Source organism: Microbulbifer aggregans, assembly GCF_020524005.1.
In the GTDB taxonomy this organism is placed as follows: domain Bacteria; phylum Pseudomonadota; class Gammaproteobacteria; order Pseudomonadales; family Cellvibrionaceae; genus Microbulbifer; species Microbulbifer aggregans_A.
Window position 1 is genome coordinate 112,449 of the sequence record NZ_JAIVKK010000003.1, and the last position, 24,910, is coordinate 137,358.

The following is a 24,910-nucleotide window of genomic DNA, read 5'->3' on the forward strand; positions in this document are numbered from 1 at the left end:
CAGCCTTGTGAGACACACCGTGAACCCATCCCTGGGGGCTCTTCCGCGAGGTCCCTCTCGCGGAAGGTCTCACAAGGCTGCACCCGGCATCAGTACCTTCGCACGAAGTACTGATAAATAAACGGCTTGCGAATAGCTTTAACTTACCGATCAGAAATTCCATGACTCCAGAAACCGTAATGAATCTCGCCTATCAGGCGATGCTGGTTGCCCTGACTCTTGGTGCGCCGATGTTGCTGACCGCGCTGTTGGTGGGCTTGCTGGTGAGCCTGTTTCAGGCAGCCACCCAGATCAATGAAATGACGCTGTCATTTATCCCGAAAATTCTCGCAGTGTTTGCGGTTCTGGTGATTGCCGGTCCTTTTCTACTGGGCCTGATTACCGACTTTACCCGCACGCTGTTCCAGAATATTCCGTTAATGATTTCCTGATACAGCCTGCTTACCAAACCGTGATCAATACAATCTGTTTATGATCGACGTCACCTACGCACAGCTACACGCATGGCTCGTGGCCTTTCTCTGGCCCTTTGTGCGCCTCATCGGATTCTTTATGGCCGCGCCACTGCTCGGCCACAAATCGGCCCCTACGCGGATAAAAATCGGGCTCGCAGCGTTGATCACCTTCGCCATTGCTCCAGGCCTGCCACCTTTACCTTCGGTACCCGTCTGGTCCTGGGCGGGGCTTGGGATCACTATTGAGCAGACCTTGATCGGCGCCGCGATCGGATTGGTATTGCGGGTGATGTTTTCGGTAGTTCAGGCAGCGGGCGATTTTATCGGCCTGCAGATGGGACTGGCCTTCGCCACATTCGTTACGCCGGATGGTGTGAACACCATGGTGTTATCGCGCTTCCTCCACCTCGTCACAATGATGGTATTTCTGGCAGTGGATGGGCATTTGATTGTCATTGATACCCTGGCAGGCAGCTTTCAGACATTGCCCATTGGCTTTAGTGGACTCAACCCGGCGGGATTTGAAATGCTTGCGCGTTTTGGTGGAACGATTTTTTCGTCAGGCCTGATACTGGCACTGCCAATGGTAGCCGCGCTCTTGATTGTTAACCTTTCCCTGGGAATCCTGAACCGTTCAGCGCCGCAGTTGACAGTTTTTTCCATCGGCTTCCCGGTGTCACTCACCCTCGGCCTGTTTTTGCTAACGGTGCTGATGACAGATCTGGGGCGTTTTCTACAGCTGTTGTTTCAGCAGGGACTGACCACCATCGTACAGCTTCTTGCCGCACTCGCGCCCGTTTAACGCTTTCACGCCGTCGGAGCCTGCTTGCAGGCGAATGACTGTTCGCCTACAAGCAGGCTCCTACAAGTGCGTGATACGCGGTTTTACATACGGTCAAACAGGGTCATGCCCTTGATGTCGATAAACGCCTGCTGTGCGGCCTGCAGGCCTACCTGGCGCAGGCTGTATTCGGCAATCGCGGAGACGTAATCCAGATCCACCAGCCCGGAGAGCTTTTCTTCGTAGTTCAGGCTGCGGTTACTCGCCACGGAATCCACCACGTCCAACTCGTTGATACGCGAACCCACGGAAGCGCGGGTGGTGAGTACATTATCGAGGCTGTTGTCGAATTCGCGCAGTACGCTACTCATGGTATTTTTACGCGCAGCTTTTTCTGCATCGGTACCGGCGGGCTGCTCCAGTACCGCGAGCGCTTTTTCAAACGTTTTGAACAGATCCGTGTTCATATTCTCTGCTTTGTCCATTCGGATGCTGTCGCCATCGGCCGGCGTGCCATCGAGGGTCATGGACAGTCCGCCAAAGCGGATCGCCTGGCCCGGCTCGTATGCCTGCGGCGCGCCACCGTTTACGGAATACGTGGTTACACCGGCGGTTTCGGAAAAGGTAATATCGAAGGCACTGCCATAGGCAGGATCAGATTCATCGACAACCTGAGGGCCTTTGAAGGTTACGTTGCCCTGGTTACCGCTGTCGGCCTCCGCCACATAGCCAGCGCCGCTGTGTACACTGCGGAAAATGGCATCGCCGTTATCGGCTACAGGCATCAGGCGGGATGCGTCCACACGCACTTCGCGGCTGTTGTTGTCACCCACGTAATCCACATTGCCGCTGCCATCACGCACGAAGGGTGCACTGCTGTCTTTGTAACCGCCAAACAGGTAGCGGCCGTTGCCATCGGTGGCGTTCGCCTGACCGATTACGGTTTCGTAGATACCGCGCAGTTCACTGGCAACAGATGCGCGATCCGCATCGCTCAGGGTATCGCTGGAGGCCTGAACGATCAGGGTACGCGCGCTACCGATGGCATCGCTTACGCTGTTCAATATACTCTCTTCCTGCGACAGGGCATTGCGCGCACTGGTACGCGCATCGGCGTACTGGCTGTTGATCGCCAGGGCCTGCGAAACCTGTACCGCCTGAGACGCCGCTTGCGGATCGTCGGATGGGTTGACCACGCGACGGCCGGTGGCGATCTGCTGGCTTACCTGCATCAGGCTGCCCTGCTGGCGGTTTAACGAGCTCATGCTCTGTTCATAAATGGTGAGCGTACTGATACGCATGGCATTGGCCTCTTATAAATTCGCGCTTACTCGTGACTCATCGGCACGGGCACTCGGTACTGCACTCGCTAAAGGGATCAGCGCAGACCGAGGATTTCATCCAGTACCGTGGATGCGGTCTGGATCACTTTGGCGTTAGCTTGATAGAACTGCTGGTAACGAATCAGGTTCGCGGCTTCTTCGTCCAGGTTTACCCCGGATTCCGATTGCTGCAGTGCATAAAGTTGCTCACTCAAGCCCTGACGGGCATCGAGGTTTACCTGTGCAATGTTCGAGCTGCTGCCCACATCGCTGACCATGATCGCGTAAGCACCATTAAACGTAGAGCTGCCGCCCACCAGGCTTTGCTGTTGTAGCTGCTGCAGGGCCAGGGCGTTTTCGTTGTCACCGCTGCTACCGCTAATACCGGCAGCAATGGCATCGGTATCGCGAATAATATTCTCCATCGCACCGGCCGCACCCCGTACCGGCTGCAGTTGATAGCGATCACCATTGGCCAGCGCTGCGGGGTCATCCACCTGGAGCACCACGCCACCGAATGACAGTTCACCGTTGACGTCCAGGGTTGCGGTAAAACGTTCGCCACTATCGAGGCGGGTTACCTGAAATTCACCGCTGGCGGCATCGCTGACTTTCAATTCGTAGTCGCTCGCTACCAGTGCACTGAGGTCGCCAAAAGCTGCGCTCATTTCGGCCGTGCCACTGTTGTTGGCATTGCTCAAGGTGCGCGGCTCCGCCAGGGTAAACATATCGCCACCGGCAACGCCATTGAGATCGAAACCTTGACCGTGCTGCGTGTTGACCGCACTGGAGAGGGATACCGCCAGTTGTCCGAGCTGGTTTTGCGTCTTATCCAGCGCTTCACTGCGAAAACTGAGCAGGCCGCCCAGCGAGCCACCACTGATGGCGCTTTGTTTTAATTCCAGCGTATTGCCGGCGGAATCGTGATAGCCCACTACAGTACGCGCAGGGTCAGCGGAGCTGGCAATGGCCTCCAGCTCAAAGCTGCGGCTGCCGGCAACAATCGGCTGGCCGTTGCCAATAGAAAGGTTGTAGGTACCGCTTTCCTGCACAGAGAGTTCCACGTCGACGCGGGTACTCAAGTCCGCTACCAGCTGGTCGCGCTGATTGAGCAGGCTGTTGGGCGCTTCACCGTGTTTCGCCTTGGCGAGGGCAATTTCCCGATTCAGGTTGGCAATCTGCGAGGCCGTATTATTGATCTGGGTAACTTCCTCACCCACCTGCCGGTTGATGCCGTCCTGCATATCATTCAGGTATTCATCGAATGCGCGGAACTGGGCACTCAAGGTATCCGCGGCACCAATCACACCCTGGCGCGCGGCCGGGTCTGAAGGGGCACTCACCAGATCTTCAAAAGAGGCAAAGAAATCCTGCATCAGCGGTGCAAGGCCCGCATTTTGATCTGCCAGCAGGTTATCGATCTGGGTGACCTGGGTAACGTAACTGCTGAGCGCGCTGGTTTCGCTGTTGGCACGATTCAATTGCCCGGCAACAAACGAATCAAACTGCCGCTGAATATCTTCCACCGTAACGCCGCCGGAACCATTGCGTTCAGACAGCAGGGTCAGCTCGCGGTTGTAACCCGGGGTGTAAACATTACTGATGTTATTACTGGTGGTATTGAGGGCATTCTGCGCGGCGTTGAGGCCGCTGAGGCCAATTGAAAAAATACTCATGCTTGTGATTCCGTGTCACCGATATTCCGGTTATCGGCGCAGCGCACAGAGCCTTGATACCGGAAGGAAAATTTTTACTCGGTTTTGCCCGTGCTGGCGCTCTGCGACAACTGGCTCACCAGCTGCTCGGCCAGCCCCAAACCGCGGCCTGCAAGGTGAGTGGAAAGCTGCTGGTCGTACATGGACTCGTAAAAGCGGGTTGCGGAACTGTCTACCAGGCCCGAGCGCGGTACTGCATCGCGCATGCTCTTCATGACCTGATGGAGAAACAGTGCTTCGAACTGTTCCGCGGCCGCCTGCAACTGCTCACCTTGATCGCGGCCTTTCTTGAGACTGTTCAGGCCCTGTATATCCAGGGCAAAACTCGCACGGGTATCGACAGCGTCCATCAGATAATCTCCAGTTCTGCGCGCAGCGCGCCAGCGGCTTTCAAGGCTTCAAGGATGGTCATCAGGTCGGCCGGTGTTGCCCCCAGTGCATTGAGCGCATCCACCACTTCCAGCAGATTTGCCCCCTCAACAAACTTCAGTGTGCCGGCCTGCTGGCGCACGGTGATATCGCTATCGGGAACAACCACGGTTTCACCGTTACTGAACGGCGCCGGCTGGCTGACACCGAAGGCGGTGTCGATAACGACGGAGAGGTTGCCATGGGCCACGGCTGCGGCGCCCAGCGTCACCTGCCCGTTCAGGACCACCGCGCCGCTGCGGGCATTGAGCACAACGCGTGCCGGCGGTGCCTGGGGCGTGACATCGATGGATTGCACGCGGGCAATAAACCGTACGCGTTCGTTGTCTCTGACCGGGCTCTGCATCCGAATCAGTCCCGCATCTATCGCACCGGCAACGCCGTTGCCAAAGGTGCGATTGATCGCGTCGACTACGCGCTCGGCTGTACCAAAATCTGCTTCGCGCAGCTGTAAATCGAGAAACCCACCGGCACCGAGGGCCACGGCTACTTCCCGTTCCACCAGTGCACCACCACTGATTCGGCCGCCGGCCTGCTGGTTGATCTGCACACTGGAACCACCGGATTCTGCGCCGGCACCTCCCACCAGCAAATTGCCCTGGGCCACCGCGTAAGTGCGACCATCCAGACCTTTAAGCGGTGTCATCAGCAGGGTGCCGCCACGCAGGCTGCGGGCGTTGCCGATCGACGAGACCACCACATCCAGCCGCTGCCCCGGGCGCGCAAACGCCGGCAGCTTTGCCGTTACCATAACACCGGCAACGTTGCGCAGTTGCATATTGGTTCCGGCAGGGATGGTGATGCCCAGCTGGGAAAACATGTTCGTCAGACTCTGGGTGGTAAACGGAGTCTGCATGGTCTGGTCGCCACTGCCATCCAGGCCAACGACCAAACCGTAACCCACCAGCTGGTTGTCTCGCACACCGGCAAAGTCGGCCAGCTCGCGTATCGGGGTCGCCTTGGCGGTAACGCCGACAATGGCGCTGATGGCAATTACTGCAAAGGACAGCAACCACCGTATCGAGAGAAATTGTCCCATGGGGTTTCCGCGGTTCGAAAATTAAAAAATCAATAGGGAGAGAGATTCAGCAGCAGGCGCTGTAGCCAGCCCATGGTCTGGGCTTCGTTAATATAGCCATCGCCCACATATTCGATGCGCGCATCCGCGACCTGGGTCGACAGCACCGAGTTGTCACCGGCGATTTCCCGCGGATCGACAATGCCGGAGAAGCGGATAAATTCCGTGCCCTGATTGATGCGAATCTGCTTTTCACCGCGCACGCGCAGGTTGCGATTGGGCAAAACCTCCAACACGGTGACGGTTAACGTACCGGAAAAAGTATTGCGTGCTTTGGCTCCGCCACCGCCTTCAAAATTACTGCTGCCGGTGACATCCAGTCCGTAGTCTGCGAGCTTTTCGAGACCAATCGGCACCGTATCCGCGGTAAAGGTCGTGCCGCCTTCACGGTCGGCATTGACCTCGGCGCTTTTCGATGCGCTGACCTGCTCATTAAACACCACCGTCAGCAGATCACCGCTCATACGCGGCCGGTAATCTTCAAACAGAGGGCGGTAACCGGATTCAGGCTGAAAGATCGCACCATTGGCGCGCGGCGCCGGCGGCATGGGGATTTCCACCCACTCAGGATCCCCTGCCAGCGAACGCTGTGGCAATTGCGCACAGCCTCCGGCGAACAAGGAAACCGCAAGCAGTGCGAAAATAAACAGCCGCTTCATAATCATCACAGCTGCGCCAGGCGCGACAGCATTTCGTCCGATGTCTGCACCGCTTTGCTGTTAATCTCGTAGGCACGCTGGGTCTGGATCATGCTGACCATTTCCTCCACTACATTGACGTTGGAGGTTTCCACATAGGATTGATACAGACTACCGGCACCATTCATGCCCGGGATGCTTTCACTGCGCATACCGGAGCCACTGGTTTCGAGGTACAGATTTTCGCCGATGGCCTGCAGGCCGGCGGGATTAACAAAAGTAGAAACCGTCAGCTGCCCTACTTCTACGCTCTGCGTATTGCCCGGCTCGGTAATCGATACCAGGCCGTCTTTGCCAACGGTTACCGAAAGCGCGTTATCCGGAATAATCACTGCCGGCTCCAGCGGGTAACCACTCGCGGTTACCATCTGCCCGTTCTGGTCCAGCTGGAAACTGCCGTCGCGGGTAAAAGCGGTGCTGCCATCGGGCATACGCACCTGGAAAAAGCCTTTGCCGTTAATTGCCAGGTCACGGGAATTACCGGTATTTTCCAAACCGCCCTGGGAGTGCAGGCGCTCGGTAGCCACCGGGCGCACACCGCTGCCCACCTGCATTCCTGAAGGCAGGGTGTTCTGGATATCGTTACGCGCACCGGGCTGGCGCATGTTCTGGTACAGCAGGTCTTCAAACACTGCACGGGATTTTTTAAACCCGTTGGTGCTCACGTTCGCCAGGTTGTTGGCGATCACGTCCATTTTTACCTGCTGGGATTCCAGGCCGGTTTTTGCGGTCCACAGGGATTTAATCATGATGCTTTCTCAAATTGGCTCTTATTAATCCAGTGACAGCAGGCTGTCTGCTTTGCGGCCGTTTTCATCGGCGCTTTCAATCACTTTGAACTGCATGTCATAGCGGCGCGCGTTGTCGATCATCGCCACCATGGATTCCACCGGATTGACGTTACTGCCTTCCAGGGACCCACTGACCAGACGTGCCTGTTCATCCTGCGCCAATGGTGCCGCCGCGCCAGTGGCGCCATCGAAACTGCGAAACAATCCGTCGGTACCGCGCAGGAGTTCAGCGTCGCCACCGTTCACCAGCTTAAGGCGAGCAACCTGCACCAGCGCTTCGGGATCTTCCCCGGCACCGATGGCACTGATGGTGCCGTCGGTGCCCATGGACAGACTGGCCCCCAGAGGTACCACCACCGGACCGTTCTCACCCATTACCGGGCGGCCGCCGCTGCTGAGCATGCCGGTGGCGTCCACCTGCAGGTCACCGCGACGGGTATAGGCCTCACTGCCGTCGGCAGCCTGTACTGCGAGCCAGGCATCGCCCTGCAGTGCAACGTCGAGGTCACGTCCGGTAGCATTGATGGGCCCGGCACTGAAATCGGCGCCCGGGGTAGAAGCCACCACTGAGGTGCGGGTGTCCAGTTGCCCGTCGCCCTGCACCGGCACTGCGCGCAGCGCGTAGAGCTGCGCGCGAAAGCCAGAGGTCGTGGCGTTGGCGAGGTTGTTACTCACCACCGACTGCTGCTCCATGCTCTGGCGCGCACCGCTCATGGCGGTATACAGAATGCGATCCATAGTGTTCTTCCGCTCTTACTCGTTAGTGGCTGACTGTCAGTATCCGCGCTTAGCGCAGGTTCACTGCAGCCTGCAGAACTTCGTCCTGCACTTTGATGGTCTGGGTATTGGCCTGGTAATTGCGCTGGGCGACGATCAGATCCACCAGCTCGCGGGTGAGGTCCACGTTGGAGGTTTCCACCGCACCGGATTCCAGGGTGCCGAACTGGCCCACGCCGGCGAGACCGAGCAGCGGCTGGCCGGATGCACCGGTTTCCACCCACACGTTGTCACCGTTCGGGGACAGGCCTTCCGGATTGCGGAAATTAGCCAGCGCAATCACACCCAGCACCTGGCTTTTTTCGTTGGCGTAATTACCAATCAGAGTGCCGTCTTCATCAAAGGTGATTCCAACCAAAGCACCGGCGGCATTGCCGTTCTGATCCAGAGAGTTGAGAGCGAAGTCGTTACCGAACTGGGTGGTACCGTCAAAGCGCACATCGAAGCTCAGTACATCCGCGCCGCCACCCGGCGTGAAGCTGTACATGGGAAAGGTGCTGGACGGCTCGTTCAGGCTGCCGTTGTTGTCGAACACCAGTTCACCCACGTTGGCGGTATCCGCATTGCCGTCCACCGCTACACGCACTTCCCACACGTTGTCTGCGGTCTTGGTGAAGTAGGTGGTCATGGTGTGCTGGATACCGAGGGAGTCGTATACGGTACCGGTGTTCGCGTAGGAGTAGCTGTCGCTGTCAGTGGTGTCGAACGGGAACAGTGTGCGATCGATTGCGTCCACTGTGGCATCCATATTCATGGACGCTTCCACACCACTGGTGGCCGTGGCATTCATTGCGCCGGCCGGCACACGCAGGTCTGTAGGCTGGCCACCGGTACCTACGCCGGCAGGGAAGCCGGTCAGGCGCGCGCCCTGGGCGTTTTGCAGGTAACCGTCAGCGGTCAGTGTCAGCTGACCGTTGCGGGAATAAACCACTTCCCCGGCCTGGGTGAAGCGGAAAAATCCGTTGCCATTTATACCCAGGTCGAGGCTGCGTCCGGTCGCTTCCAGGGTGCCGTTGGAGAAATCCTGCAACACTGCAGCCACACGGGTACCCTGGCCAGCCAGTGCGCCGGTGTAGATGTCCGCAAACTGCACGCTGGAACCTTTGTAGCCCACGGTCTGGGAGTTGGCGATATTGTTGCCCACCACATCGAGATTGGTGGCGGCGGCGTTGAGACCGCTTAGTGCCTGTGAAAAACCCATAATCTTGTCCTGAAGGTGTAATTAAAATAAATCCGGGAATCAGAGAATCTGGCGAATATCGTCGAGGTCCACGGGGTCGCTAATACCACCGAGGTCGAGCAGTGGTGCCCCATTTGCGTCGAGACTGACACCGCTGACCAGCGCGTAATTCAGGGTGGTGGCTACAATCGAGTCACCGTCAGCCGTTGCGCTGACGGATACGCTGTAGGAGCCCTCTGCAACAACGGTGCCGTCATTGGTTGTGCCATCCCAGGTAAAGGACTCGACGCCGGCGTCCATGGAGAAGGGTTCGAAGGTCCGCACCACTTCGCCTGCAGCATTGCGAATGGTGATGCGTACTTCGTCTGCCGCCTGTGGCAGCTCGACACCAAACGGTGTGGTGACTCCTTCTTCACCGACCAGTACGCGCTCACCGTCTACCAATACCCCTTTGCCGATCATGTCGGCCGCCTGCAGGACCTGGCTGGTATCCAGCTGGCCATTGATACCGGCCAGCGTTTCATTGAGGCTTTCAATTCCGCTGACCGTATTGATCTGGGCCAGTTGCGATGTCATCTCCGCGTTTTCCATCGGATTCATCGGGTCCTGGTTTTGCAGCTGCGCCACTAACAGGGTCATAAAGCTGTCTTGCAGATCGGCACTGTTACTGCTGGTCGAAGCCGTGGCGTTGAGCGCGGAAGTCACACCGCTGTCGATTACGTTAGTCACAGCCATCAGCTTTCTCCCAGGGTGAGAGTTTTCATCATCAGCTGCTTACTGGTGTTCATCACTTCCACGTTGGCCTGGTAAGAACGCGAGGCGGCAATCATGTCCACCATTTCATTCACTGGTTCCACATTCGGCATATTCACGTAGCCCGCCTCATCCGCCAGGGGATGCTCCGGGCGAAATTCCCGGCGCAACGGCGAAGCGTCTTCCACTACTCCACGAACGCGCACGCCCCCTATGTCATTACCGTTCTGTTCGCGCGCCTCAAACACCAGATGCTTTGCGCGATAGGCTTCACCATCGGGTCCTGCGACGCTGTCGGCGTTGGCAAGGTTGCTCGCGGTGACGTTCATCCGCTGCCCCTGTGCCGCCATCGCGGAACCGGATATTTCAAAAATCGAAAACATCGACATCTGCACTCCTGATGATTTATTCCGGCTGCATCGCCGATTTGAGGCCGCGAATGCGGCTGTTGAGAAGAGTCAGTGCGGTTTGATAACGCACGGCGTTATCCGCAAAGCGGGTGCGTTCAACATCCATATTGACCGTATTGCCATCAAGACTTGGCTGGTCCGGTACTCGATAGAGCAGATCCGGGCGGGCGTTGATCCCGCTGCGTGCCGCAATGTGCTGCGACGAAGTGGTAGAGAGCGTCAAACCTTTTTCTGCAGCATTGCCGGCCGTGGCCTGAGCCAGTGCACGGGAGAATTCAAAATCCCGCGCCTTGAAATTGGGCGTATCCGCATTGGCAATATTGTTTGCCAATACTTCCTGGCGCTGGTTGCGCAGGGTAAGCGCTTGCCGATCAAAATTGAGGGCGGCGGCGAGTCGATCGATCATGCCGTTTCTCCCGGTGTTATTTTTACGGAGTGCAGACTACCGATACCGACTCCATCACAAATTCAAAAATAAGCGTCGGTTTTACCCCCATTTCCTCCCTTCACGAAAAAACCGGCTCCGTACAATGCCCTCACAATTCCGCAGAACGCCTCGCGGCCCGACAAAAAATGCTTCGTCTTTTTCTCAGCACCACACTGCTGGCACTCACCGTCAGCGCCCACGCCGCGAATAACAGCCAGGCCGCAGCCAACGCCGCGCGACAGTTCCTGCAACAGCAAAGCCGCCACCTCGGCGAGCGGGTGGAAATCGACGTGCAAAGCACCGCACACTGGCCGCGCTGCGAGAACCCGCAGCCTTTTCTACCGCCCAACCGCCAGCTGCAATGGGGTCGAGTCACCCTCGGCATACGCTGCGGCGACAGCCCCCGCCCCCGCTACCTGCAGGCACAGGTACGCGTCTTTGGCCACTACTGGGTAACAAAGGAAAAGGTCGCGGTGGGCACCGAGATCACTTCGGCTCTGCTTCGCCGGGTGGAGGGTGAGATCAGCGCATTGCCGCGCGGGACATTACAGAGCAGGGCCGAGATCGTCGGCCAGGTTGCCAGCCGACCGCTACGCGCGGGCAGCACACTTCAGGAGCACCAATTGAAGTCCCGTCCTATGGTCAACCGCCGGCAGACCGTAGATCTGGTTGCCAGCGGGCGTGGATTTCGCATTGTGCGTGAGGGCCGCGCCCTGGACGAAGGCGGCTTTGGCGACCAGGTGCGGGTGCGACTCCCTGACCGGCAGATCATTTACGGGCGCATCAGCGCACCAGGTGAAGTCAGCGTGACCGGGAATTCCGGTACTTGAGCCCGGAAAGGTTTAAAAACGTGAACTGCATCACGCGAATAAGTTAAAGTCCGCTCTTCAGGCGCCGATAGAGCGTAGGAAGAACAACGGAGACAGCAGCTTGAAAATTCAGAACGTTACCCAGTTGGCACAAGCCAACCAGCTGCGTGAAAAGCCGGCCAACGGAAAGGCCGAGCAGGCAACACAAGCCAGCGCAGCGAGCTCAACCCCGAATATCAGCCAATTGCACCAGACCGGCGCTGACACCAGCCAGGACATTGATACCCTGCGCGTGGAAGAGCTGCGCGAGGCGATTGCATCCGGCAAGTTTGAGATCCGCGCCGACCGTATTGCCGAAGGCCTGATCACAAGTTTGCAGGAAGATGCGCTGCCGGAAGAGCTATGAGCCTGGCACATTTCCTGCAACAACACCGCGGCCGCCTGGAAGGACTCGCGCAGCTCTTGCGCGAGGAACGCCAGCAGTTGAGCGCGGGCGAAATCGATGGAGCGCGCCTGGCAGATCTCGCCAGGCGCAAACAGCACAGCCTGGAAGAAATCAATCACTTCGAGCGGCAGCGTCGCCAGACACTGCAACGGCTGGGCTACAAGGACGACCGCAGCGGCGATGTAGATGCCGCTCAGGATGCCGGTTGTCTCGACCAGTGGCACAACCTCGTCGCACTCGCGAGTGAAGCGGCGGAGCTGAACCGCACCAATGGCACAATGATAGGAATCCGTACCGAGAGCAATCAGCGGCTGCTGAACGCATTGCAGGAAGCAGCGGGCAAAGGACTTTACGGCCCCGACGGCCGTGCCCGAAACCATACCGGCAAGGTCAACTCCCGAGCCTGACATGCAGCGGCGACCACACGCCACTGCGCTTTCGAATATCACTAAGGAGTCCACAGCGTGACACCAGTTGGTCAAGCAATTAGTGACGACACCCTGGACGTATTGCTGGCCTGCCGGCCGGTGTATACCCGCAACCAGGATGTCGCCGCCTTTGAACTACTGCTGCAGGGCGAGCACGGCAACAAAAGTGCCACCCTGAAAGAGCTCGAAACCAGCAGCCCGATCATTCTCGGCAACTACAACCAGGTCTATCAGCACGGCCAAACCAAGCGCGTGCCGGGCTTTCTGAAAATCACCGACGATGTGATTTTTGCTACCGCCCTGCCCGACCTGCCGCAGAAGCATTACATTCTGGAAGTGGGCGACGACGTACTGCTGACTTCCGAGCGCGTAGAGCGCCTGCGGGATATGGCCAAGCGTGGCTATCGCATCGCCCTGTCCAGTTACGATCCGGATGATGTGGAGCTGGACGCAATGCTGGATGTTGCGCATATCGTCAAGCTCGACACGCGCACCATGAGCGACGAGCAGCTGCGCACAGCAATGACCAAACTGCGTATGTACGGTGTGGAAACCCTGGCCGACAACCTGGACAGCAAAGCGCGCTTTACCGCCTGTCTGGAACTCGGTTTTACCTACTACCAGGGCGACTTCCTCAGCGCACCGGAACCGGTAAAAGGCAAAAAGATCAGTGGCAACAAAGTCCTGCTACTGGAGCTCTTGAGCGAACTACAGAATCCGGCGGCATCCCCACTCAAGCTGGAAGAAATTGCACTTCGCGACGCCAAGCTGACCTACCGTATCCTCAAGCTGGTGAATTCCGCGGCCGTAAGCCTGCACCGGGAAGTAAGCTCTATTTCCCACGCCATCGGCCTGCTGGGCATGAAAGAAATCCAGCGCTGGGCCAGCCTGTTCCTGATTGAAGGCGAGCGAGGCAAACCGGAAGAGCTCACCCGCAAAATGCTGGTGCGCGGCCGTATGTGCGAAGTACTGGCCGAGGTATGTGGCAACCGCAATGCCGCCGACAACTTCATCGTGGGCCTGCTGTCCCTGCTCGACGCCATGATGGACATTTCCATGGAAGAGCTGATGCAGCAGGTGCCCCTGAACCAGGATGTGAAAAACGCCCTGATGAACCGCGCCGGAGACCTGGGCGAGGTGCTCAATGAAGTCGAACTGTACGAAAAAGGCGCCTTCTCAGAACTGAAGCTCGTTGGCAGCCTGCCCATTTACGAAACGGCCTACCGCCACAGCGTGGCGTGGGCACGCCAGGCACAACAGGCGCTGACCGGCGAAGACTAAGCCTGCCCCTTCTCACGCCCCAGTGACCAAACCCGCCCAGGATCTTCCCGGCGGGTTTTTCTGGTTTCCTGCCCCCAAGCTCCCCTAAAGTCCCACCGATTCCCGCCGATATTCCCGTTAGTGGGCGACTTTTCCGCCCACAGCGCCATAAAGCAAATTATTAAATCGGGAACCAACAATGAAAGCTTTATATCTTGCCCTGGCACTGCCGCTACTGGCGGCAAGCCTGCCTGCCGATGCCGCACCACGCCTAAACGGCGTGAAGCAACAGGGCGCATCGGACCAATACGAAACCATGCTCACACGACATACCCTGCAAAATATCCGCTACCCCAGACGCGCACAGCAAAAGGGCTGGGAAGGGGAAGTATTACTGCGTATCAGCATCAACCAAAGCGGGGAAGTCCAGGATATTCAGGTAGTCGAAGAATCCAGCTACTCCAGCCTGAACCGGGAAGCGCTGCGCAGCGTAGAACGCGCCAATCCTTACCCGCCAATTCCCAAGGCACTGGGATCGGACAGCTACAGTTTTACCGTACCGATCAACTTCAAGCTCGCAGGCTAATCCGCGCCCATGGCGGCCACCTGGCCGCCATTCTCTATCCCCCGATAGAACCAGCCCCCGCCCAGCCCCACCTGCTAAAGTCTCAAAAGTTCCGGCCGATACTTTCATTACCGGGCAATTAAGTCTCGCCCGCAGCGCCAATACGCAAGTTATTCAATAGGGAACTGACATGAAAGCTTTACATTTTGCCCTGGCACTGCCGCTACTGGCAGCGAGCCTGTCCGTCGACGCCACATCGCGAGTTTCCGGTGTGAAGCAACAAAGCGCCTCCGACCAATACGAATCCACGATTATCCGCCACACCCTGAAAAATATCCGCTACCCCCGGCGCGCCCAGACAAAAGGCCAGCAGGGTGAAGTGCACCTGCGGGTCAACATCAACAAGAGTGGCGAAGTACAGGACATCAAGGTATTAGAAGAGTCCAGTTTCTCCAGCCTGAACCGCGAAGCTCTGCGCAGCGTAGAGCGCGCGAACCCCTACCCGGTCATTCCAGCGGCACTGGGCACAGACAATTTCAGCGTTACCGTACCGATTGTCTTCAAACTTGAAGACTGATCTAAAAAACGGCGGCCCCTGGTCGCCGTTTTTGCTGGGCATGTCGGAAATCGAGACTTCTCGGATACTGGCATGGTGCTGTAGGATGGGTGCCATTCATAACGTTGCCACGAATAATACCGGCAATGGACTAACACACTGGTCACCTATTCACAGGCCTGATCATCAGCGCACACGATCCCCCGCGAAATCATGAAAGATATCGAGTTTTCCAAAGAACAAAAAGAAAGCATGGTAAGCAAGCTTAAAACGTACTTTGCTGAGGAACTGGACCAGGAGATCGGCGCGTTTGAGGCCGAGTTCCTGATTGATTTTATTGCGAAAGAACTCGGGTCGCACTTCTACAATCGTGGACTCTTCGATGCCCAGCAAGTGTTGAATGAAAAAATGGAGGAAGTTGGTTACATACTTCAGGAACTGGAACAGCCAGAAAATCATTAGCCCAACCGACCACATTCGGTGTGGCAAGCCAGACCCCGTTCCCCAGGGTAACTTTTGCCTGTGATCCAGCCATTGGATCAACACCCAGGCTCAGTTACCTTCTGCAAGACGCGCTCGTAATCGCTTGACTGCCTGGCTGTGTAATTGGCACACGCGAGACTCGGTAACCCCAAGCACGACACCAATTTCTTTCAGGTTCAGCTCTTCCTGATAGTACAGCGCCATCAGCAGCTTCTCACGCTCCGGTAAAAGCTCAATCGCCTCCACCAAATTGGCCCGCCGCTCTTTATCCAGCAAAGCAGCATAGGGCGAAAGCGGGGCTCCGGCGCCAGCTTCGGGTTCACCGCTTTCTTCCACTACCTCTTCATACGCCAGTAGATTGCCACTATTAGTGTCGCTGAGTAGCTGGTGATATTCCGCGAGGGAAATACCCATTTCTGCAGCCACTTCCCGCTCATCCGCCGGCCGGCCCTGACGCTGCTCGAGACGCCGCATGGTCTCGTCCAGTTTACGGGCATTACGGCGCACGCTCCGCGGCACCCAGTCACGGGTTCGCAGCTCATCGATCATGGCACCGCGAATCCGCTGGTTGGCAAAAGTAGAAAATGTAGCACCGGCATTGGGATCGAAGCGTTGCAGAGCGTCCAGCAAGCCGACTGTGCCGGCCTGTATCAGGTCGTCGAGGTCAATACCCGCCGGCAGTTTTACCTGTAGCGATAGCGCCTGGCGACGCACCGCAGGAAGGTGCTCTTCCAGCAAGCTATCCCGGTTGATGGTTCCCTGAGCTGTATACATGGATTTACCCGGTCTGCCCCTTTTGAGGCCTTTTTTCTTTTCGCAAAGCTCCGGTAGGCTGCGGGTTTACACAACCACCGGTACCGAGTCTATTATTTGCCGTTGGTGAGAATTGAATGCGCGAAATAAGCCGAGTTCAGGGCGCCTATTCACCCGTTAACCTTTCACAGCTTGCTCGCAGTTAAAGGGAATTACGTTACCCGCACTCAGGCGCCGGTTGGCAGCCGATCTCCAATGACATTGGTAATTTTCAGGATACGGTCATCCGGAATTTCGGCTTGCGACAACACCACCAGGTGGCGCAAACGGCGGCGTAGGAAATGCGCGAGTAAAGGCCGCAGCCCGTGGCGTACAACCAGTACCGGCGGATCGCCAGCGGTTTCCTGGCGCTCTATGGCAGCCGAAGCCTGAGCCATTAATGTGTCAGCCAGGCCCGGTTCCAAAGCACCACCGCCTTCCAGCGCTTGTGACAGTACCTGCTCCAGCTGGCTGTTTAATCCCATTACCCGCAATTCTCCGGTGCCGGGGAACCACTGGTGGGCCAGCACGCGACCGAGGGCAAGGCGCACTCTTGCGGTGAGCTCATGAATATCCCCCGGCTGCTCTCCCTGGTCAGCCAGGGTATCGAGAATCGAACGCAGGTCGCGGATCGGGACCTCCTCGTCCAACAGGTTCTGCAATATGCGCTGCAGAGTGGTGAGCGAAACGGTTTTCGGCACCACTTCTTCCACCAGACTTTTATTTTCGCCGGAGAGTTTATCCAGTAGTTGCTGAACTTCCTGGCGGCCCAGCATTTCTGCGCAGTGCCGATGTAACAGGTGATTGAAATGCGTAGCCACTACGGTGCTCGCATCCACCACGGTGTAGCCATACACCTGCGCCTGCTCGCGCTGTTCCTGTTCAATCCATACGGCCGGCAAACCGAACGCGGGCTCTTCAGTCACTACCCCCTGCAGTTCACCGCTCACCTGCCCCGGGTTAATCGCCAGCCATTTACCCGGGAAGGCTTCGCCGCGTCCGACTTCTGCGCCTTTCAGGGTGATCACGTAGGCATTGGGGGCAAGCTCGAGATCATCGCGGATATGTACCACCGGCGGCAGGAAACCGACATCGCGTGCGAATTTTTTGCGCACGCTTTTGATCCGTCCCAACAGTTCCCCCTGCTGGCGCTGATCCACCAGAGAAATCAGGCGGTGCCCGACTTCGAGTCCGAGGGTGTCAATCAACTCTACGTCATCCCAACTGGCTTCCGGTGCCTCCTGCGGTGCCGGTGCCTCGGTCTCCATTTGCTCGCGTACGATCTGCTCTTCGCGCCGACGTCCCATCAGCCAGGCGGTACCGGCAAGCGCGGCGGTAAACAGTAAAAAGACAAAATTCGGCATACCGGGCACCAGACCGAGCAGCCCCATAACACCAGCGGCCAGGTAGAGTACACGCGGATTGGTCAGCAGCTGTTCGATCATCTGCTGGCCCACGTCCTGGTCTGTATTAACCCGTGAAACGGTGACACCAGCTGCAGTCGAAATCACCAGCGCCGGAATCTGTGCGACGAGACCGTCGCCAATGGTCAACAAGGTGTAGGTGCGTGCGGCGTCACCAAAAGACAAATCGTGCTGCATGGTGCCGATCAACAGGCCGCCGATCACATTCACCGCCATGATCACCAGACCGGCCACCGCATCACCGCGCACAAACTTGCTGGCACCATCCATGGAACCGTAAAAGTCCGCTTCCTGTGAAACTTCTTCGCGACGCTTGCGCGCGTCCTCTTCACCTATGAGTCCGGCGTTCAGGTCGGCATCGATGGCCATCTGCTTGCCGGGCATGGCGTCGAGCATGAAGCGGGCACCCACTTCGGCGATACGCCCCGCGCCCTTGGTGATCACCATAAAGTTGATGACTACAAGAATCAGGAAGACCACAAGGCCGACGGCAAAGTTGCCGCCCACCAGGAATTGTCCGAAGGCCTCAATTACTTTACCCGCAGCTGCACCACCGCTGTGCCCTTCCATCAACACTACCCGCGTGGAAGCCACGTTCAGTGCCAGACGCAACAGCGTAGTAAACAGCAGTACCGCCGGAAATGCCGAGAAGTCCAGCGCGCGCAGCGTAAACATGCTGACCAGCAACACCATCAGCGACAGCGCAATGTTGAAGGTAAAAAACACATCCAGCGCGAAGGGTGGCAGCGGTAAAATCAGCATCGACATGATCAACATGATCAATACCGGACCCGCCAGTACCCTGCCCGTTGGCAGCGATAGCCCGCCGTTACCAAAATACTGGTTCATGGACTTCACGGATTTACCTCCAATTCTTCGGGTACCGGCAAATCGGCCGGTGCGGTAGGCAGGCTGCCACCTTCATCGCGGGCACGGCGCAATCCCATCGCCCACGCGAGTACTTCAGCCACGGCGGTGTAGAGCGGCGCGGGAATTTCATGTTCGAGATCCACGTGGCGGTACAGGGATCGCGCCAGTGGCGGCGCCTCAAGGCGCGGTATATTGTGCTCGTCGCCGAGGGCGCGGATGCGCGCGGCCACCGCCTCAACGCCCTTGGCGACGACGCGCGGGGCAGCCATCTGCTTGTCGTCGTAGCGCAGCGCCACCGCGTAGTGGGTGGGGTTGGTGATGATCACATCCGCCTCGGGTACCCGACTCATCATGCGGTTGCGGGCCATGGCCTGTTGCTGCTGGCGGATACGCGCCTTGAGTTGGGGGTCACCCTCGCTCTCTTTGAATTCGCGGCGGATTTCTTCCTTGCTCATACGCAGCTTTTTCGCATGACTCCAGAGCTGGTAGGGCGCATCGATGGCAACCACCAATATGAGCGAAAACGCCATCAGGCCGCAGGCCTGTACCGCCAGACTCAACGCAGACGCCATAGCGCGCTCGGTACCGAGATCCATCAGCGCGAGAAACTCGCCCCGTTTACTGTGTAGAAATAGCGCCAGAATGCTCCCCACCAACAGCGACTTGGCGATCGCCTTGCCCAGCTCCGCCAGTGCCTGGGTAGAGAACAGGCGTTTCAAGCCCTTGATGGGATTGAGTTTGGAAAACTGGGGTTTGAGGGACTTACCTGAAATCAGGAAACCGCCGAGCAGGTTCGGTGCCGCCAGCGCCACCGCGGCGAACACCGCAAACAACGGTACCAGCGCCATCAGTGCGTGGGTTACCAAGCTGCCTGCGGTACTCAACATCACCACCGGATCGAATACCCGCTGGCGGTCAAACAGGAAGGATTGCTCCATCACCACACCCACCTGGGCAAACAGGGACGGCCCCAGTCCCCATAGGCCGCCAAGACCCGCCCACAGCAGTAATACCGTGGCGAGCTCGCGCGAGCGGGCCACCTGCCCTTCTTCGCGCGCCTTTTCCAGGCGCCGGGGGGTGGCCTCTTCTGTCTTGTCTTGATCCTGGCTGTCGTCGGCCATTTCGGCATCCGGTGGTGTTCGGGTGCCGGCCATTGTCGGCCAGAGGTGGGGGAGCTAAAGGGAGAATAAGCGGGGTTTGCGGGCGCTAATTCGCGCTACCCACAAAACATCGGAGACAGCGAGGGGGGGATATCAGGGTGGGCATCCGAGCCCGAGAACCGCCACGCAAACGATACCGGAGGCGGTAACCGAGCCAGTATCGTTCGCGGGAAGCCCTGATATCTTTCCCTGAAAAACCATCCTTGGGACTTCCTTCCCTGGAACTTCCATTTAATTCGGGTTTCGGAAAAGGACCGCAACCACTCGTCCTGTAAATCGTTTGCCAATAGCCCGGATCAGAACCCGAGCTCTTCCAGCAGATCGTCCACCTGATCCTGGCTACTGACCACATCGTCTCCCTCGGGTTTGACCTGTGGACCGTTGACCAGCGAGGCTTCTTCCCGGCGACGGCTTTCCGCAGCAGAGCCATCCTCGATACGACGCTTGAAGGCCTCGCGATCATCGCCTTCGGGTACGCTTTCCAGAAGTACCTGTAGCAGCTGACGCTCTACCTCCTGGATCACTTCCATCATTTTCTTGATGACCTGGCCGGTCAGATCCTGAAAGTCCTGCGCCATCAGGATTTCCAGCAGTTCCTTGCTGGTTTCACGAGCCATGCCTGGCACGGCACCCAGATATTCCCGGGTTTCCCGTACCAGCTCGCGCGCATCCTCGAGTTCCACCGGCTTTTCAAACCAGGCCTGCCACTGGCGATCCAGCGCTTCCGCGCGGGATTCGATCTCATTCTGGATCGGTTGCGCGCGATCAACCGAGTTGAGCGCACGCTCTGCAGCCTGTTCCGTCATGGAGGCAACGTAATCGAGCCGTGCACGCGCGTCCGGTATCGCCTGCGCGGCCTTTTCCACCTCCTTGTCGAGCCCCAGCTCTCGCATGCTGTCTCGCAGCATTCTGGTCAGCTGGCCAATACGCAAAACCAGCTCATCGTTGTGACTGTTCTCGAGACCGGCTGACTGTACTTCGTTATTCATCATCAATTTGCCTCACGGGTGCAGGCGGGTTACCACAACCTTATTTGCCCAGCTTCTCGAAAATTTTATTCAGTTTTTCTTCCAGGGTTGCTGCTGTGAACGGCTTGACGATGTAGCCATTCGCACCCGCCTGCGCCGCGGCGACGATATTGTCCTTCTTCGCTTCGGCAGTCACCATCAGTACCGGCAGCGCCTTGGTGGCATCGTTCGCACGGATCTGCTTCAGCATGTCCAGTCCGTTGAGGTTGGGCATATTCCAGTCGGAGACGATGAATTCGAAACCGCCGCCATTAATCTTGGCCAGGCCTTCCTGGCCGTCTTCCGCTTCATCCACATTGTTAAAGCCGAGCTCCTTGAGCAGGCTGCGGATAATCCGTCGCATGGTGGGGAAATCATCTACCACCAGTATTTTCATATTTTTGTCCATGACTACTTCTCTTGCTTCAGGGTCAAAACTCTTCCCACTCGTCTTCACCGGCCACTGCCGGCTCCTGCTCTACCCGCTCTGCGGTAGAGTGCTTTTTCACTTCACCTGCATCGCGCGCTTCTGTCTTTGCACTTTGCTTTGCCTGTGCAGTGCGAGGAATCGCTTCCGCCACAGGCTGCTGTGCTTCCGGCCTTTTCTCATCGGCATAGCCAGACTCAACTTCACCTTCTTCCAGAGTGAGACGGAAAATTGCTACCGCGTCTTCCAGTCGGCGCGCCTGGGCTTCCAGGGAAGCGGCAGCCGCTGAGGCTTCTTCTACCAGCGCGGCGTTCTGCTGGGTGGACTCGTCCATCTGGCTCACCGCACGGCTCACCTGTTCGATACCGCTGCTCTGCTCCTGAGAGGCCGCAGAGATTTCATCCATGATGTCGGTAACACGTTTCACCGCGTCTACCACTTCTTTCATAGTGTCACCGGCCTGGGCAACCAGAGACGCACCTTCTTCGACTTCGCCCACTGAGTTTTCGATCAGTGCTTTGATCTGGCGTGCCGCGTCGGCGCTGTTGCCTGCCAGGTTGCGCACCTCGCCGGCAACCACCGCAAAACCGCGGCCCTGCTCACCGGCACGCGCGGCTTCCACCGACGCATTGAGCGCGAGGATATTGGTCTGGAAGGCGATGGAGTCGATCATGCCGGTAATGTCGGCCACTTTGCGTGAGCTCTCGGTAATGCCCTGCATTTTGCTGGAAACCTGTTGCATCACTTCACCGCCGCGCGTCGCGGTGCCGGACGCATCGTTGGCAAGACCGCTGGCCTGTCGCGCGTTGTCCGCATTTTGTTTCACGGTTGCGGTGAGCTCTTCCATACTGGTCGCAGTCTGTTCCAGTGACGCTGACTGCTGCTCAGTGCGGGCAGAGAGGTCCACGTTGCCGCGGGCGATTTCCGAGGAACCGTTGTAAATGGAGCTACTGCCGGAACGCACCTGGGTAACGATACGGCTCAGGCTGCTTTGCACATCCTTCATGGCATTGAACAACTTGCCGATTTCGTTTTTGCCATGATCGTTGATAGGGCGTGAAAGGTCGGCCTGGGCAATGCTCTGCAGGTTTTCCATCGCCTCGCCGAGTGGACGCACAACGATATTGCGCAACAGCAGATAAATCAGGATCAGGATGATTGCGATCACCAGCACCACGATCACACCGACATTGGCATAGAAGCTCGTGGTATCCCGGTAATCGTTCATCAGGTCGGCACTGTGCACACCCGCGTTATCCAGCAGGGTCAACAGGGCGGCATTGAGGTCGTCACTGAATACGCTCAGGTCTTCCTTGCGCTCGTGATAACTTTCCAGATCGGGTTTTTCCGCTATCAGTAGCTGGTATTGAGCATCAATTTCGTTAAGCATATCGGCGAAGACTTCTGACAGCTCCGCAAACTGCTCCCGTTCATCTTCCTCGAGCTCCACTCCGCTCAGCTTGTTAAACTCGGTGTGTGCCTCCTGCAGGGTTTCACCAACATCTTTCAGGTAGGTCTTGGCGCTGAGACTGCGACCGCTGTCCAGCTCACCGGCCGCCAGGTTCATGCCGATCATGCCCTGGTTCAACACCGAGTACGCCCGGAACACATCGTGCATCACCTGCACATTCACTCGGTGCAAGGTACGGATGGACTCATCGCCCACCTGGTTTGTGGCTACCCGCAACATCACCAGGGCACCCATCAGCAGCGTACAGCAGAGCAGCACTCCGGCCACCAGCGTGTTGATATTGAGGTTTCGTATCAGTTTCATCATGGCCGGCTTAACTCCTCGTCGGTATTCCAAGAATTATTCGTTTTTTATTTAAACTCTGTGCGCGCGCCCGGAAGCCGCTGCCAGTGACAGCAGTCGCTGCGCAACGTCATCCAGTGCAACGATCTCCGCCGCAGCCCCCAGGGCAATGGCCTCCCGCGGCATGCCAAATACCAGGGATGTCTGCTCATCCTGCGCCAGGGTAGCTGCGCCGGCATTGCGCATCGCCAACAGGCCCTTGGCACCATCGCGGCCCATGCCGGTCAGCAGTGCACCGATGGCATTGCGCCCGGCCAGCTCGGCGGCGGAGTCAAACAACACATCCACCGATGGACGGTGACGGTTGACCGCGGGGCCATCGTCCAGCTGCACCAGATAGTTGGCGCCACTGCGAGCAAGCTTCAGATGATGGTCGCCGGGGGCAATGTAAGCGTGCCCCGGTAAAACCCGTTCGCCCTGCTCAGCCTCTTTCACCCGAATCCGGCACAGCCTGTCGAGCCTGTCGGCAAAGGAGCGGGTAAAACCGCTCGGCATATGCTGGGCAATCAGAATGGCCGGACTGTTTGGCGGCAGCGGTTCGAGCACCTGTCGAATCGCTTCAGGCCCACCGGTTGAAGCGCCGATAATCAACAGTTTTTCACTGGAAACCATCACGCTATCCAGCGAACGCGGCTCTGCTGTTTTTTTGGTTTCCCGCCGCGTCGGGCGCGATCCTGCCGCCGCGCGGATTTTGTCAGCAATCTGCGCGCCGTATTCCAGCAGACCGGATCGAATACCCAGCTGCGGTTTGGGAACAAAATCCACCGCACCCAGCTCCAGGGCCCGAAGGGTAATCTCTGAGCCCGCCCGTGTGAGTGAAGAAACCATCAGCACAGGCATGGGACGCAGGCGCATCAAGCGCTCGAGAAAATCCAGGCCGTCCATACGGGGCATTTCCACGTCCAGCGTGAGCACATCCGGATTCAGGCGTTTGATCAAATCCCTAGCCACCAGCGGATCCGGCGCCACCGCCACCACTTCCATATCTGGCTGGCTGTCGATAATTTCGCGCATCAAACCGCGAATGAGTGCCGAGTCATCGACACATAACACTTTTATTTTTTGCATGGGTAACGTCTGCTCTCCCGCTCGCGCTACTGGCTCTGTCGGCGTACCATCAATAAGATATTCATCGGCACGAAAGCAGGTAGCTTTAGGGAATACAGCGATTAAAAGTTGCCGGCTGAGAATAAAGCCGGGGCGAGTGATATTGTTGCTCAGGCGAGCGTATAGACCGTCTTGCCACGCAGGCGGAACTTCTGGGTAATGTGAGTAAAGCTTTCCGAGTGGCCGACAAACAGCAGACCGTCGCTTTTCAACAACGGGGCAAAGCGCTCCAGCAAACGCGTCTGGGTCGGGCGATCGAAATAAATCATGACATTGCGGCAGAATATGGCATCAAAGCGCTGCTTCAGGTCCCATTGCGGGCCGATCAGATTCAGCTGTTCGAAACACACGCTTTGCGCGAGCTCCGGACGCACGCGGGCAAATCCCGCACGCGCACCGCTGCCCTTTTGAAAATACCGGCGTAGCCTTTCATCGCCCACCTGGCGGCGTACCTGGTCAACCGGGTAGATACCCAGGCGCGCACGAGCCAGCGCTTCGCTGTCGATATCCGTGGCGAATACCTCCCCCTGTACACCCGGGCCGAGTGTTTCGGCCATGGTCATGGCAATCGAGTAAGGCTCTTCGCCGGTGGACGCACCGGCACTCCAGATACGCACAGCTCCCTTGCGTCCGCGCAGATGCTCCGTGAGAAGCTCGAAATGATGCGATTCGCGAAAAAAGGCTGTGAGGTTTGTGGTCAATGCATTGACGAATTCCTGCCAGGCAGCACCGCCGCGCTCGGACTCGAGTAATGTCAGGTAATCACCGAACCGGCGCAAGCCGCGCTGGCGGATACAGCGGCCGAGGCGGCTGTACACCATATCGCGCTTGTGCTCTGCCAGCACAATGCCTGCGCGGTCGGCGATCAAGCTGCGGATGCGGTGGAAGTCCCGATCCGTCAACTCGAGTTCGCGCTGTAGAATGGGCGCTGCTGCCTGGTTCACACGC

28 protein-coding genes are annotated in these 24,910 nt (G+C 57.8%); 9 read left to right on the top strand and 19 right to left on the bottom strand.

Annotated features, from left to right (window positions below; all coding sequences use genetic code 11):
- Window positions 1-200 precede the first annotated feature (200 nt).
- Complete coding sequence (gene fliQ / locus LC093_RS05505) at window positions 201-431, top strand: flagellar biosynthesis protein FliQ (RefSeq protein ID WP_413231492.1); 231 nt, start codon at window positions 201-203, stop codon at window positions 429-431.
- Between the two features lie 40 nt (window positions 432-471).
- Window positions 472-1,257, top strand: coding sequence for a flagellar biosynthetic protein FliR (gene fliR / locus LC093_RS05510; protein ID WP_226663041.1), 786 nt, complete (start codon window positions 472-474; stop codon window positions 1,255-1,257).
- Between the two features lie 83 nt (window positions 1,258-1,340).
- Here the strand turns inward: fliR and flgL are convergent, their stop codons facing one another.
- The 11 genes from flgL to flgB form a co-directional block, all read right to left on the bottom strand.
- Window positions 1,341-2,537, bottom strand: a complete 1,197-nt coding sequence (gene flgL / locus LC093_RS05515; RefSeq protein ID WP_226663042.1) for a flagellar hook-associated protein FlgL — start codon at window positions 2,535-2,537, stop codon at window positions 1,341-1,343.
- A gap of 77 nt (window positions 2,538-2,614) precedes the next feature.
- Window positions 2,615-4,234 carry a flagellar hook-associated protein FlgK gene (gene flgK, locus LC093_RS05520; RefSeq protein ID WP_226663043.1) on the bottom strand — a complete coding sequence of 540 codons (1,620 nt, stop codon included), beginning with the start codon at window positions 4,232-4,234 and terminating at the stop codon, window positions 2,615-2,617.
- A 74-nt stretch (window positions 4,235-4,308) separates the two neighbouring features.
- Window positions 4,309-4,623, bottom strand: coding sequence for a rod-binding protein (locus LC093_RS05525; protein ID WP_226663045.1), 315 nt, complete (start codon window positions 4,621-4,623; stop codon window positions 4,309-4,311).
- Complete coding sequence (locus LC093_RS05530; RefSeq protein WP_226663047.1) at window positions 4,623-5,741, bottom strand: flagellar basal body P-ring protein FlgI; 1,119 nt, start codon at window positions 5,739-5,741, stop codon at window positions 4,623-4,625. The genes LC093_RS05525 and LC093_RS05530 overlap by 1 nt, the downstream gene beginning before the upstream one ends.
- Window positions 5,742-5,770: 29 nt before the next feature.
- Window positions 5,771-6,445, bottom strand: a complete 675-nt coding sequence (locus LC093_RS05535) for a flagellar basal body L-ring protein FlgH (RefSeq protein ID WP_226663048.1) — start codon at window positions 6,443-6,445, stop codon at window positions 5,771-5,773.
- Complete coding sequence (gene flgG, locus LC093_RS05540; protein ID WP_226663050.1) at window positions 6,445-7,227, bottom strand: flagellar basal-body rod protein FlgG; 783 nt, start codon at window positions 7,225-7,227, stop codon at window positions 6,445-6,447. The genes LC093_RS05535 and flgG overlap by 1 nt, the downstream gene beginning before the upstream one ends.
- 24 nt (window positions 7,228-7,251) lie before the next feature.
- A complete protein-coding gene (flgF, locus tag LC093_RS05545) occupies window positions 7,252-8,007 on the bottom strand; it encodes a flagellar basal-body rod protein FlgF (protein WP_226663052.1) in 756 nt (251 codons plus the stop codon).
- Window positions 8,008-8,056: 49 nt separating this feature from the next.
- Entirely contained in the window at window positions 8,057-9,247 is a 1,191-nt protein-coding gene (gene flgE / locus LC093_RS05550) for a flagellar hook protein FlgE (protein WP_226663054.1), read from the bottom strand.
- Between the two features lie 39 nt (window positions 9,248-9,286).
- Complete coding sequence (flgD, locus tag LC093_RS05555; protein ID WP_226663056.1) at window positions 9,287-9,961, bottom strand: flagellar hook assembly protein FlgD; 675 nt, start codon at window positions 9,959-9,961, stop codon at window positions 9,287-9,289.
- The gene (gene flgC, locus LC093_RS05560) at window positions 9,961-10,368 is read right to left on the bottom strand and encodes a flagellar basal body rod protein FlgC (RefSeq protein WP_226663058.1); all 408 of its coding nucleotides are present in this window, start codon (window positions 10,366-10,368) and stop codon (window positions 9,961-9,963) included. Before flgC ends, flgD begins: the two co-directional genes overlap by 1 nt.
- 16 nt (window positions 10,369-10,384) lie before the next feature.
- Complete coding sequence (gene flgB / locus LC093_RS05565; RefSeq protein ID WP_226663060.1) at window positions 10,385-10,795, bottom strand: flagellar basal body rod protein FlgB; 411 nt, start codon at window positions 10,793-10,795, stop codon at window positions 10,385-10,387.
- Window positions 10,796-10,962: 167 nt separating this feature from the next.
- Here flgB and flgA point away from each other — a divergent pair, with 167 nt between their 5' ends.
- The 7 genes from flgA to LC093_RS05600 all read left to right on the top strand — a co-directional run bounded on the left by flgA (window position 10,963) and on the right by LC093_RS05600 (window position 15,341).
- Window positions 10,963-11,646 (top strand): flagellar basal body P-ring formation chaperone FlgA, encoded by a 684-nt coding sequence (gene flgA / locus LC093_RS05570; RefSeq protein ID WP_226663061.1) that lies wholly within the window; start codon window positions 10,963-10,965, stop codon window positions 11,644-11,646.
- A 67-nt stretch (window positions 11,647-11,713) separates the two neighbouring features.
- Entirely contained in the window at window positions 11,714-12,031 is a 318-nt protein-coding gene (gene flgM / locus LC093_RS05575) for a flagellar biosynthesis anti-sigma factor FlgM (protein ID WP_226663816.1), read from the top strand.
- Window positions 12,028-12,477: a flagella synthesis protein FlgN gene (locus tag LC093_RS05580; protein ID WP_226663063.1), complete on the top strand. Its 450-nt coding sequence runs from the start codon at window positions 12,028-12,030 to the stop codon at window positions 12,475-12,477. Before flgM ends, LC093_RS05580 begins: the two co-directional genes overlap by 4 nt.
- A 57-nt stretch (window positions 12,478-12,534) precedes the next feature.
- On the top strand, window positions 12,535-13,779 hold the full coding sequence (locus tag LC093_RS20430; RefSeq protein ID WP_226663065.1) for an EAL and HDOD domain-containing protein: 1,245 nt from the start codon (window positions 12,535-12,537) through the stop codon (window positions 13,777-13,779).
- A gap of 178 nt (window positions 13,780-13,957) precedes the next feature.
- Window positions 13,958-14,344, top strand: a complete 387-nt coding sequence (locus tag LC093_RS05590; protein ID WP_226663066.1) for an energy transducer TonB — start codon at window positions 13,958-13,960, stop codon at window positions 14,342-14,344.
- Between the two features lie 169 nt (window positions 14,345-14,513).
- Window positions 14,514-14,900: an energy transducer TonB gene (locus LC093_RS05595; RefSeq protein WP_226663069.1), complete on the top strand. Its 387-nt coding sequence runs from the start codon at window positions 14,514-14,516 to the stop codon at window positions 14,898-14,900.
- 192 nt (window positions 14,901-15,092) lie between these two features.
- Window positions 15,093-15,341, top strand: a complete 249-nt coding sequence (locus LC093_RS05600) for a DUF2164 domain-containing protein (protein WP_226663070.1) — start codon at window positions 15,093-15,095, stop codon at window positions 15,339-15,341.
- A gap of 90 nt (window positions 15,342-15,431) precedes the next feature.
- Here the strand turns inward: LC093_RS05600 and LC093_RS05605 are convergent, their stop codons facing one another.
- The 8 genes from LC093_RS05605 to LC093_RS05645 form a co-directional block, all read right to left on the bottom strand.
- Window positions 15,432-16,136: an RNA polymerase sigma factor FliA gene (locus LC093_RS05605; RefSeq protein ID WP_226663072.1), complete on the bottom strand. Its 705-nt coding sequence runs from the start codon at window positions 16,134-16,136 to the stop codon at window positions 15,432-15,434.
- 206 nt (window positions 16,137-16,342) lie between these two features.
- A complete protein-coding gene (gene flhA / locus LC093_RS05610; RefSeq protein ID WP_226663817.1) occupies window positions 16,343-18,427 on the bottom strand; it encodes a flagellar biosynthesis protein FlhA in 2,085 nt (694 codons plus the stop codon).
- A 5-nt stretch (window positions 18,428-18,432) separates the two neighbouring features.
- Window positions 18,433-19,569 carry a flagellar biosynthesis protein FlhB gene (gene flhB, locus LC093_RS05615; RefSeq protein WP_226663074.1) on the bottom strand — a complete coding sequence of 379 codons (1,137 nt, stop codon included), beginning with the start codon at window positions 19,567-19,569 and terminating at the stop codon, window positions 18,433-18,435.
- Window positions 19,570-19,904: 335 nt separating this feature from the next.
- Window positions 19,905-20,600: a protein phosphatase CheZ gene (cheZ, locus tag LC093_RS05620; RefSeq protein ID WP_226663076.1), complete on the bottom strand. Its 696-nt coding sequence runs from the start codon at window positions 20,598-20,600 to the stop codon at window positions 19,905-19,907.
- 37 nt (window positions 20,601-20,637) lie between these two features.
- On the bottom strand, window positions 20,638-21,024 hold the full coding sequence (gene cheY, locus LC093_RS05625) for a chemotaxis response regulator CheY (RefSeq protein ID WP_226663078.1): 387 nt from the start codon (window positions 21,022-21,024) through the stop codon (window positions 20,638-20,640).
- A gap of 22 nt (window positions 21,025-21,046) precedes the next feature.
- Entirely contained in the window at window positions 21,047-22,819 is a 1,773-nt protein-coding gene (locus LC093_RS05630) for a methyl-accepting chemotaxis protein (RefSeq protein WP_319004907.1), read from the bottom strand.
- A 48-nt stretch (window positions 22,820-22,867) separates the two neighbouring features.
- Complete coding sequence (locus LC093_RS05640; protein WP_226663080.1) at window positions 22,868-23,923, bottom strand: protein-glutamate methylesterase/protein-glutamine glutaminase; 1,056 nt, start codon at window positions 23,921-23,923, stop codon at window positions 22,868-22,870.
- Between the two features lie 149 nt (window positions 23,924-24,072).
- Window positions 24,073-24,906, bottom strand: coding sequence for a CheR family methyltransferase (locus LC093_RS05645; RefSeq protein ID WP_226663081.1), 834 nt, complete (start codon window positions 24,904-24,906; stop codon window positions 24,073-24,075).
- Window positions 24,907-24,910 lie beyond the last annotated feature (4 nt).

What these genes read in the sequence shown, in the direction of transcription:
- LC093_RS05630 (WP_319004907.1), bottom strand. Translation starts at nt 22,819, where the DNA reads ATGATGAAACTGATACGAAACCTCAATATCAACACGCTGGTGGCCGGA.
- LC093_RS05600 (WP_226663070.1), top strand. Translation starts at nt 15,093, where the DNA reads ATGAAAGATATCGAGTTTTCCAAAGAACAAAAAGAAAGCATGGTAAGC.
- flgD (WP_226663056.1), bottom strand. Translation starts at nt 9,961, where the DNA reads ATGGCTGTGACTAACGTAATCGACAGCGGTGTGACTTCCGCGCTCAAC.
- LC093_RS05580 (WP_226663063.1), top strand. Translation starts at nt 12,028, where the DNA reads ATGAGCCTGGCACATTTCCTGCAACAACACCGCGGCCGCCTGGAAGGA.
- fliQ (WP_413231492.1), top strand. Translation starts at nt 201, where the DNA reads ATGCTGGTTGCCCTGACTCTTGGTGCGCCGATGTTGCTGACCGCGCTG.
- LC093_RS05605 (WP_226663072.1), bottom strand. Translation starts at nt 16,136, where the DNA reads ATGTATACAGCTCAGGGAACCATCAACCGGGATAGCTTGCTGGAAGAG.
- LC093_RS05640 (WP_226663080.1), bottom strand. Translation starts at nt 23,923, where the DNA reads ATGCAAAAAATAAAAGTGTTATGTGTCGATGACTCGGCACTCATTCGC.
- cheY (WP_226663078.1), bottom strand. Translation starts at nt 21,024, where the DNA reads ATGGACAAAAATATGAAAATACTGGTGGTAGATGATTTCCCCACCATG.
- flgG (WP_226663050.1), bottom strand. Translation starts at nt 7,227, where the DNA reads ATGATTAAATCCCTGTGGACCGCAAAAACCGGCCTGGAATCCCAGCAG.
- cheZ (WP_226663076.1), bottom strand. Translation starts at nt 20,600, where the DNA reads ATGATGAATAACGAAGTACAGTCAGCCGGTCTCGAGAACAGTCACAAC.
- LC093_RS05535 (WP_226663048.1), bottom strand. Translation starts at nt 6,445, where the DNA reads ATGATTATGAAGCGGCTGTTTATTTTCGCACTGCTTGCGGTTTCCTTG.
- LC093_RS05595 (WP_226663069.1), top strand. Translation starts at nt 14,514, where the DNA reads ATGAAAGCTTTACATTTTGCCCTGGCACTGCCGCTACTGGCAGCGAGC.
- LC093_RS05590 (WP_226663066.1), top strand. Translation starts at nt 13,958, where the DNA reads ATGAAAGCTTTATATCTTGCCCTGGCACTGCCGCTACTGGCGGCAAGC.
- flgF (WP_226663052.1), bottom strand. Translation starts at nt 8,007, where the DNA reads ATGGATCGCATTCTGTATACCGCCATGAGCGGTGCGCGCCAGAGCATG.
- flgK (WP_226663043.1), bottom strand. Translation starts at nt 4,234, where the DNA reads ATGAGTATTTTTTCAATTGGCCTCAGCGGCCTCAACGCCGCGCAGAAT.
- flhA (WP_226663817.1), bottom strand. Translation starts at nt 18,427, where the DNA reads ATGAACCAGTATTTTGGTAACGGCGGGCTATCGCTGCCAACGGGCAGG.
- flhB (WP_226663074.1), bottom strand. Translation starts at nt 19,569, where the DNA reads ATGGCCGACGACAGCCAGGATCAAGACAAGACAGAAGAGGCCACCCCC.
- flgE (WP_226663054.1), bottom strand. Translation starts at nt 9,247, where the DNA reads ATGGGTTTTTCACAGGCACTAAGCGGTCTCAACGCCGCCGCCACCAAT.
- flgB (WP_226663060.1), bottom strand. Translation starts at nt 10,795, where the DNA reads ATGATCGATCGACTCGCCGCCGCCCTCAATTTTGATCGGCAAGCGCTT.
- flgL (WP_226663042.1), bottom strand. Translation starts at nt 2,537, where the DNA reads ATGCGTATCAGTACGCTCACCATTTATGAACAGAGCATGAGCTCGTTA.
- LC093_RS05525 (WP_226663045.1), bottom strand. Translation starts at nt 4,623, where the DNA reads ATGGACGCTGTCGATACCCGTGCGAGTTTTGCCCTGGATATACAGGGC.
- flgA (WP_226663061.1), top strand. Translation starts at nt 10,963, where the DNA reads ATGCTTCGTCTTTTTCTCAGCACCACACTGCTGGCACTCACCGTCAGC.
- LC093_RS05530 (WP_226663047.1), bottom strand. Translation starts at nt 5,741, where the DNA reads ATGGGACAATTTCTCTCGATACGGTGGTTGCTGTCCTTTGCAGTAATT.
- fliR (WP_226663041.1), top strand. Translation starts at nt 472, where the DNA reads ATGATCGACGTCACCTACGCACAGCTACACGCATGGCTCGTGGCCTTT.
- flgC (WP_226663058.1), bottom strand. Translation starts at nt 10,368, where the DNA reads ATGTCGATGTTTTCGATTTTTGAAATATCCGGTTCCGCGATGGCGGCA.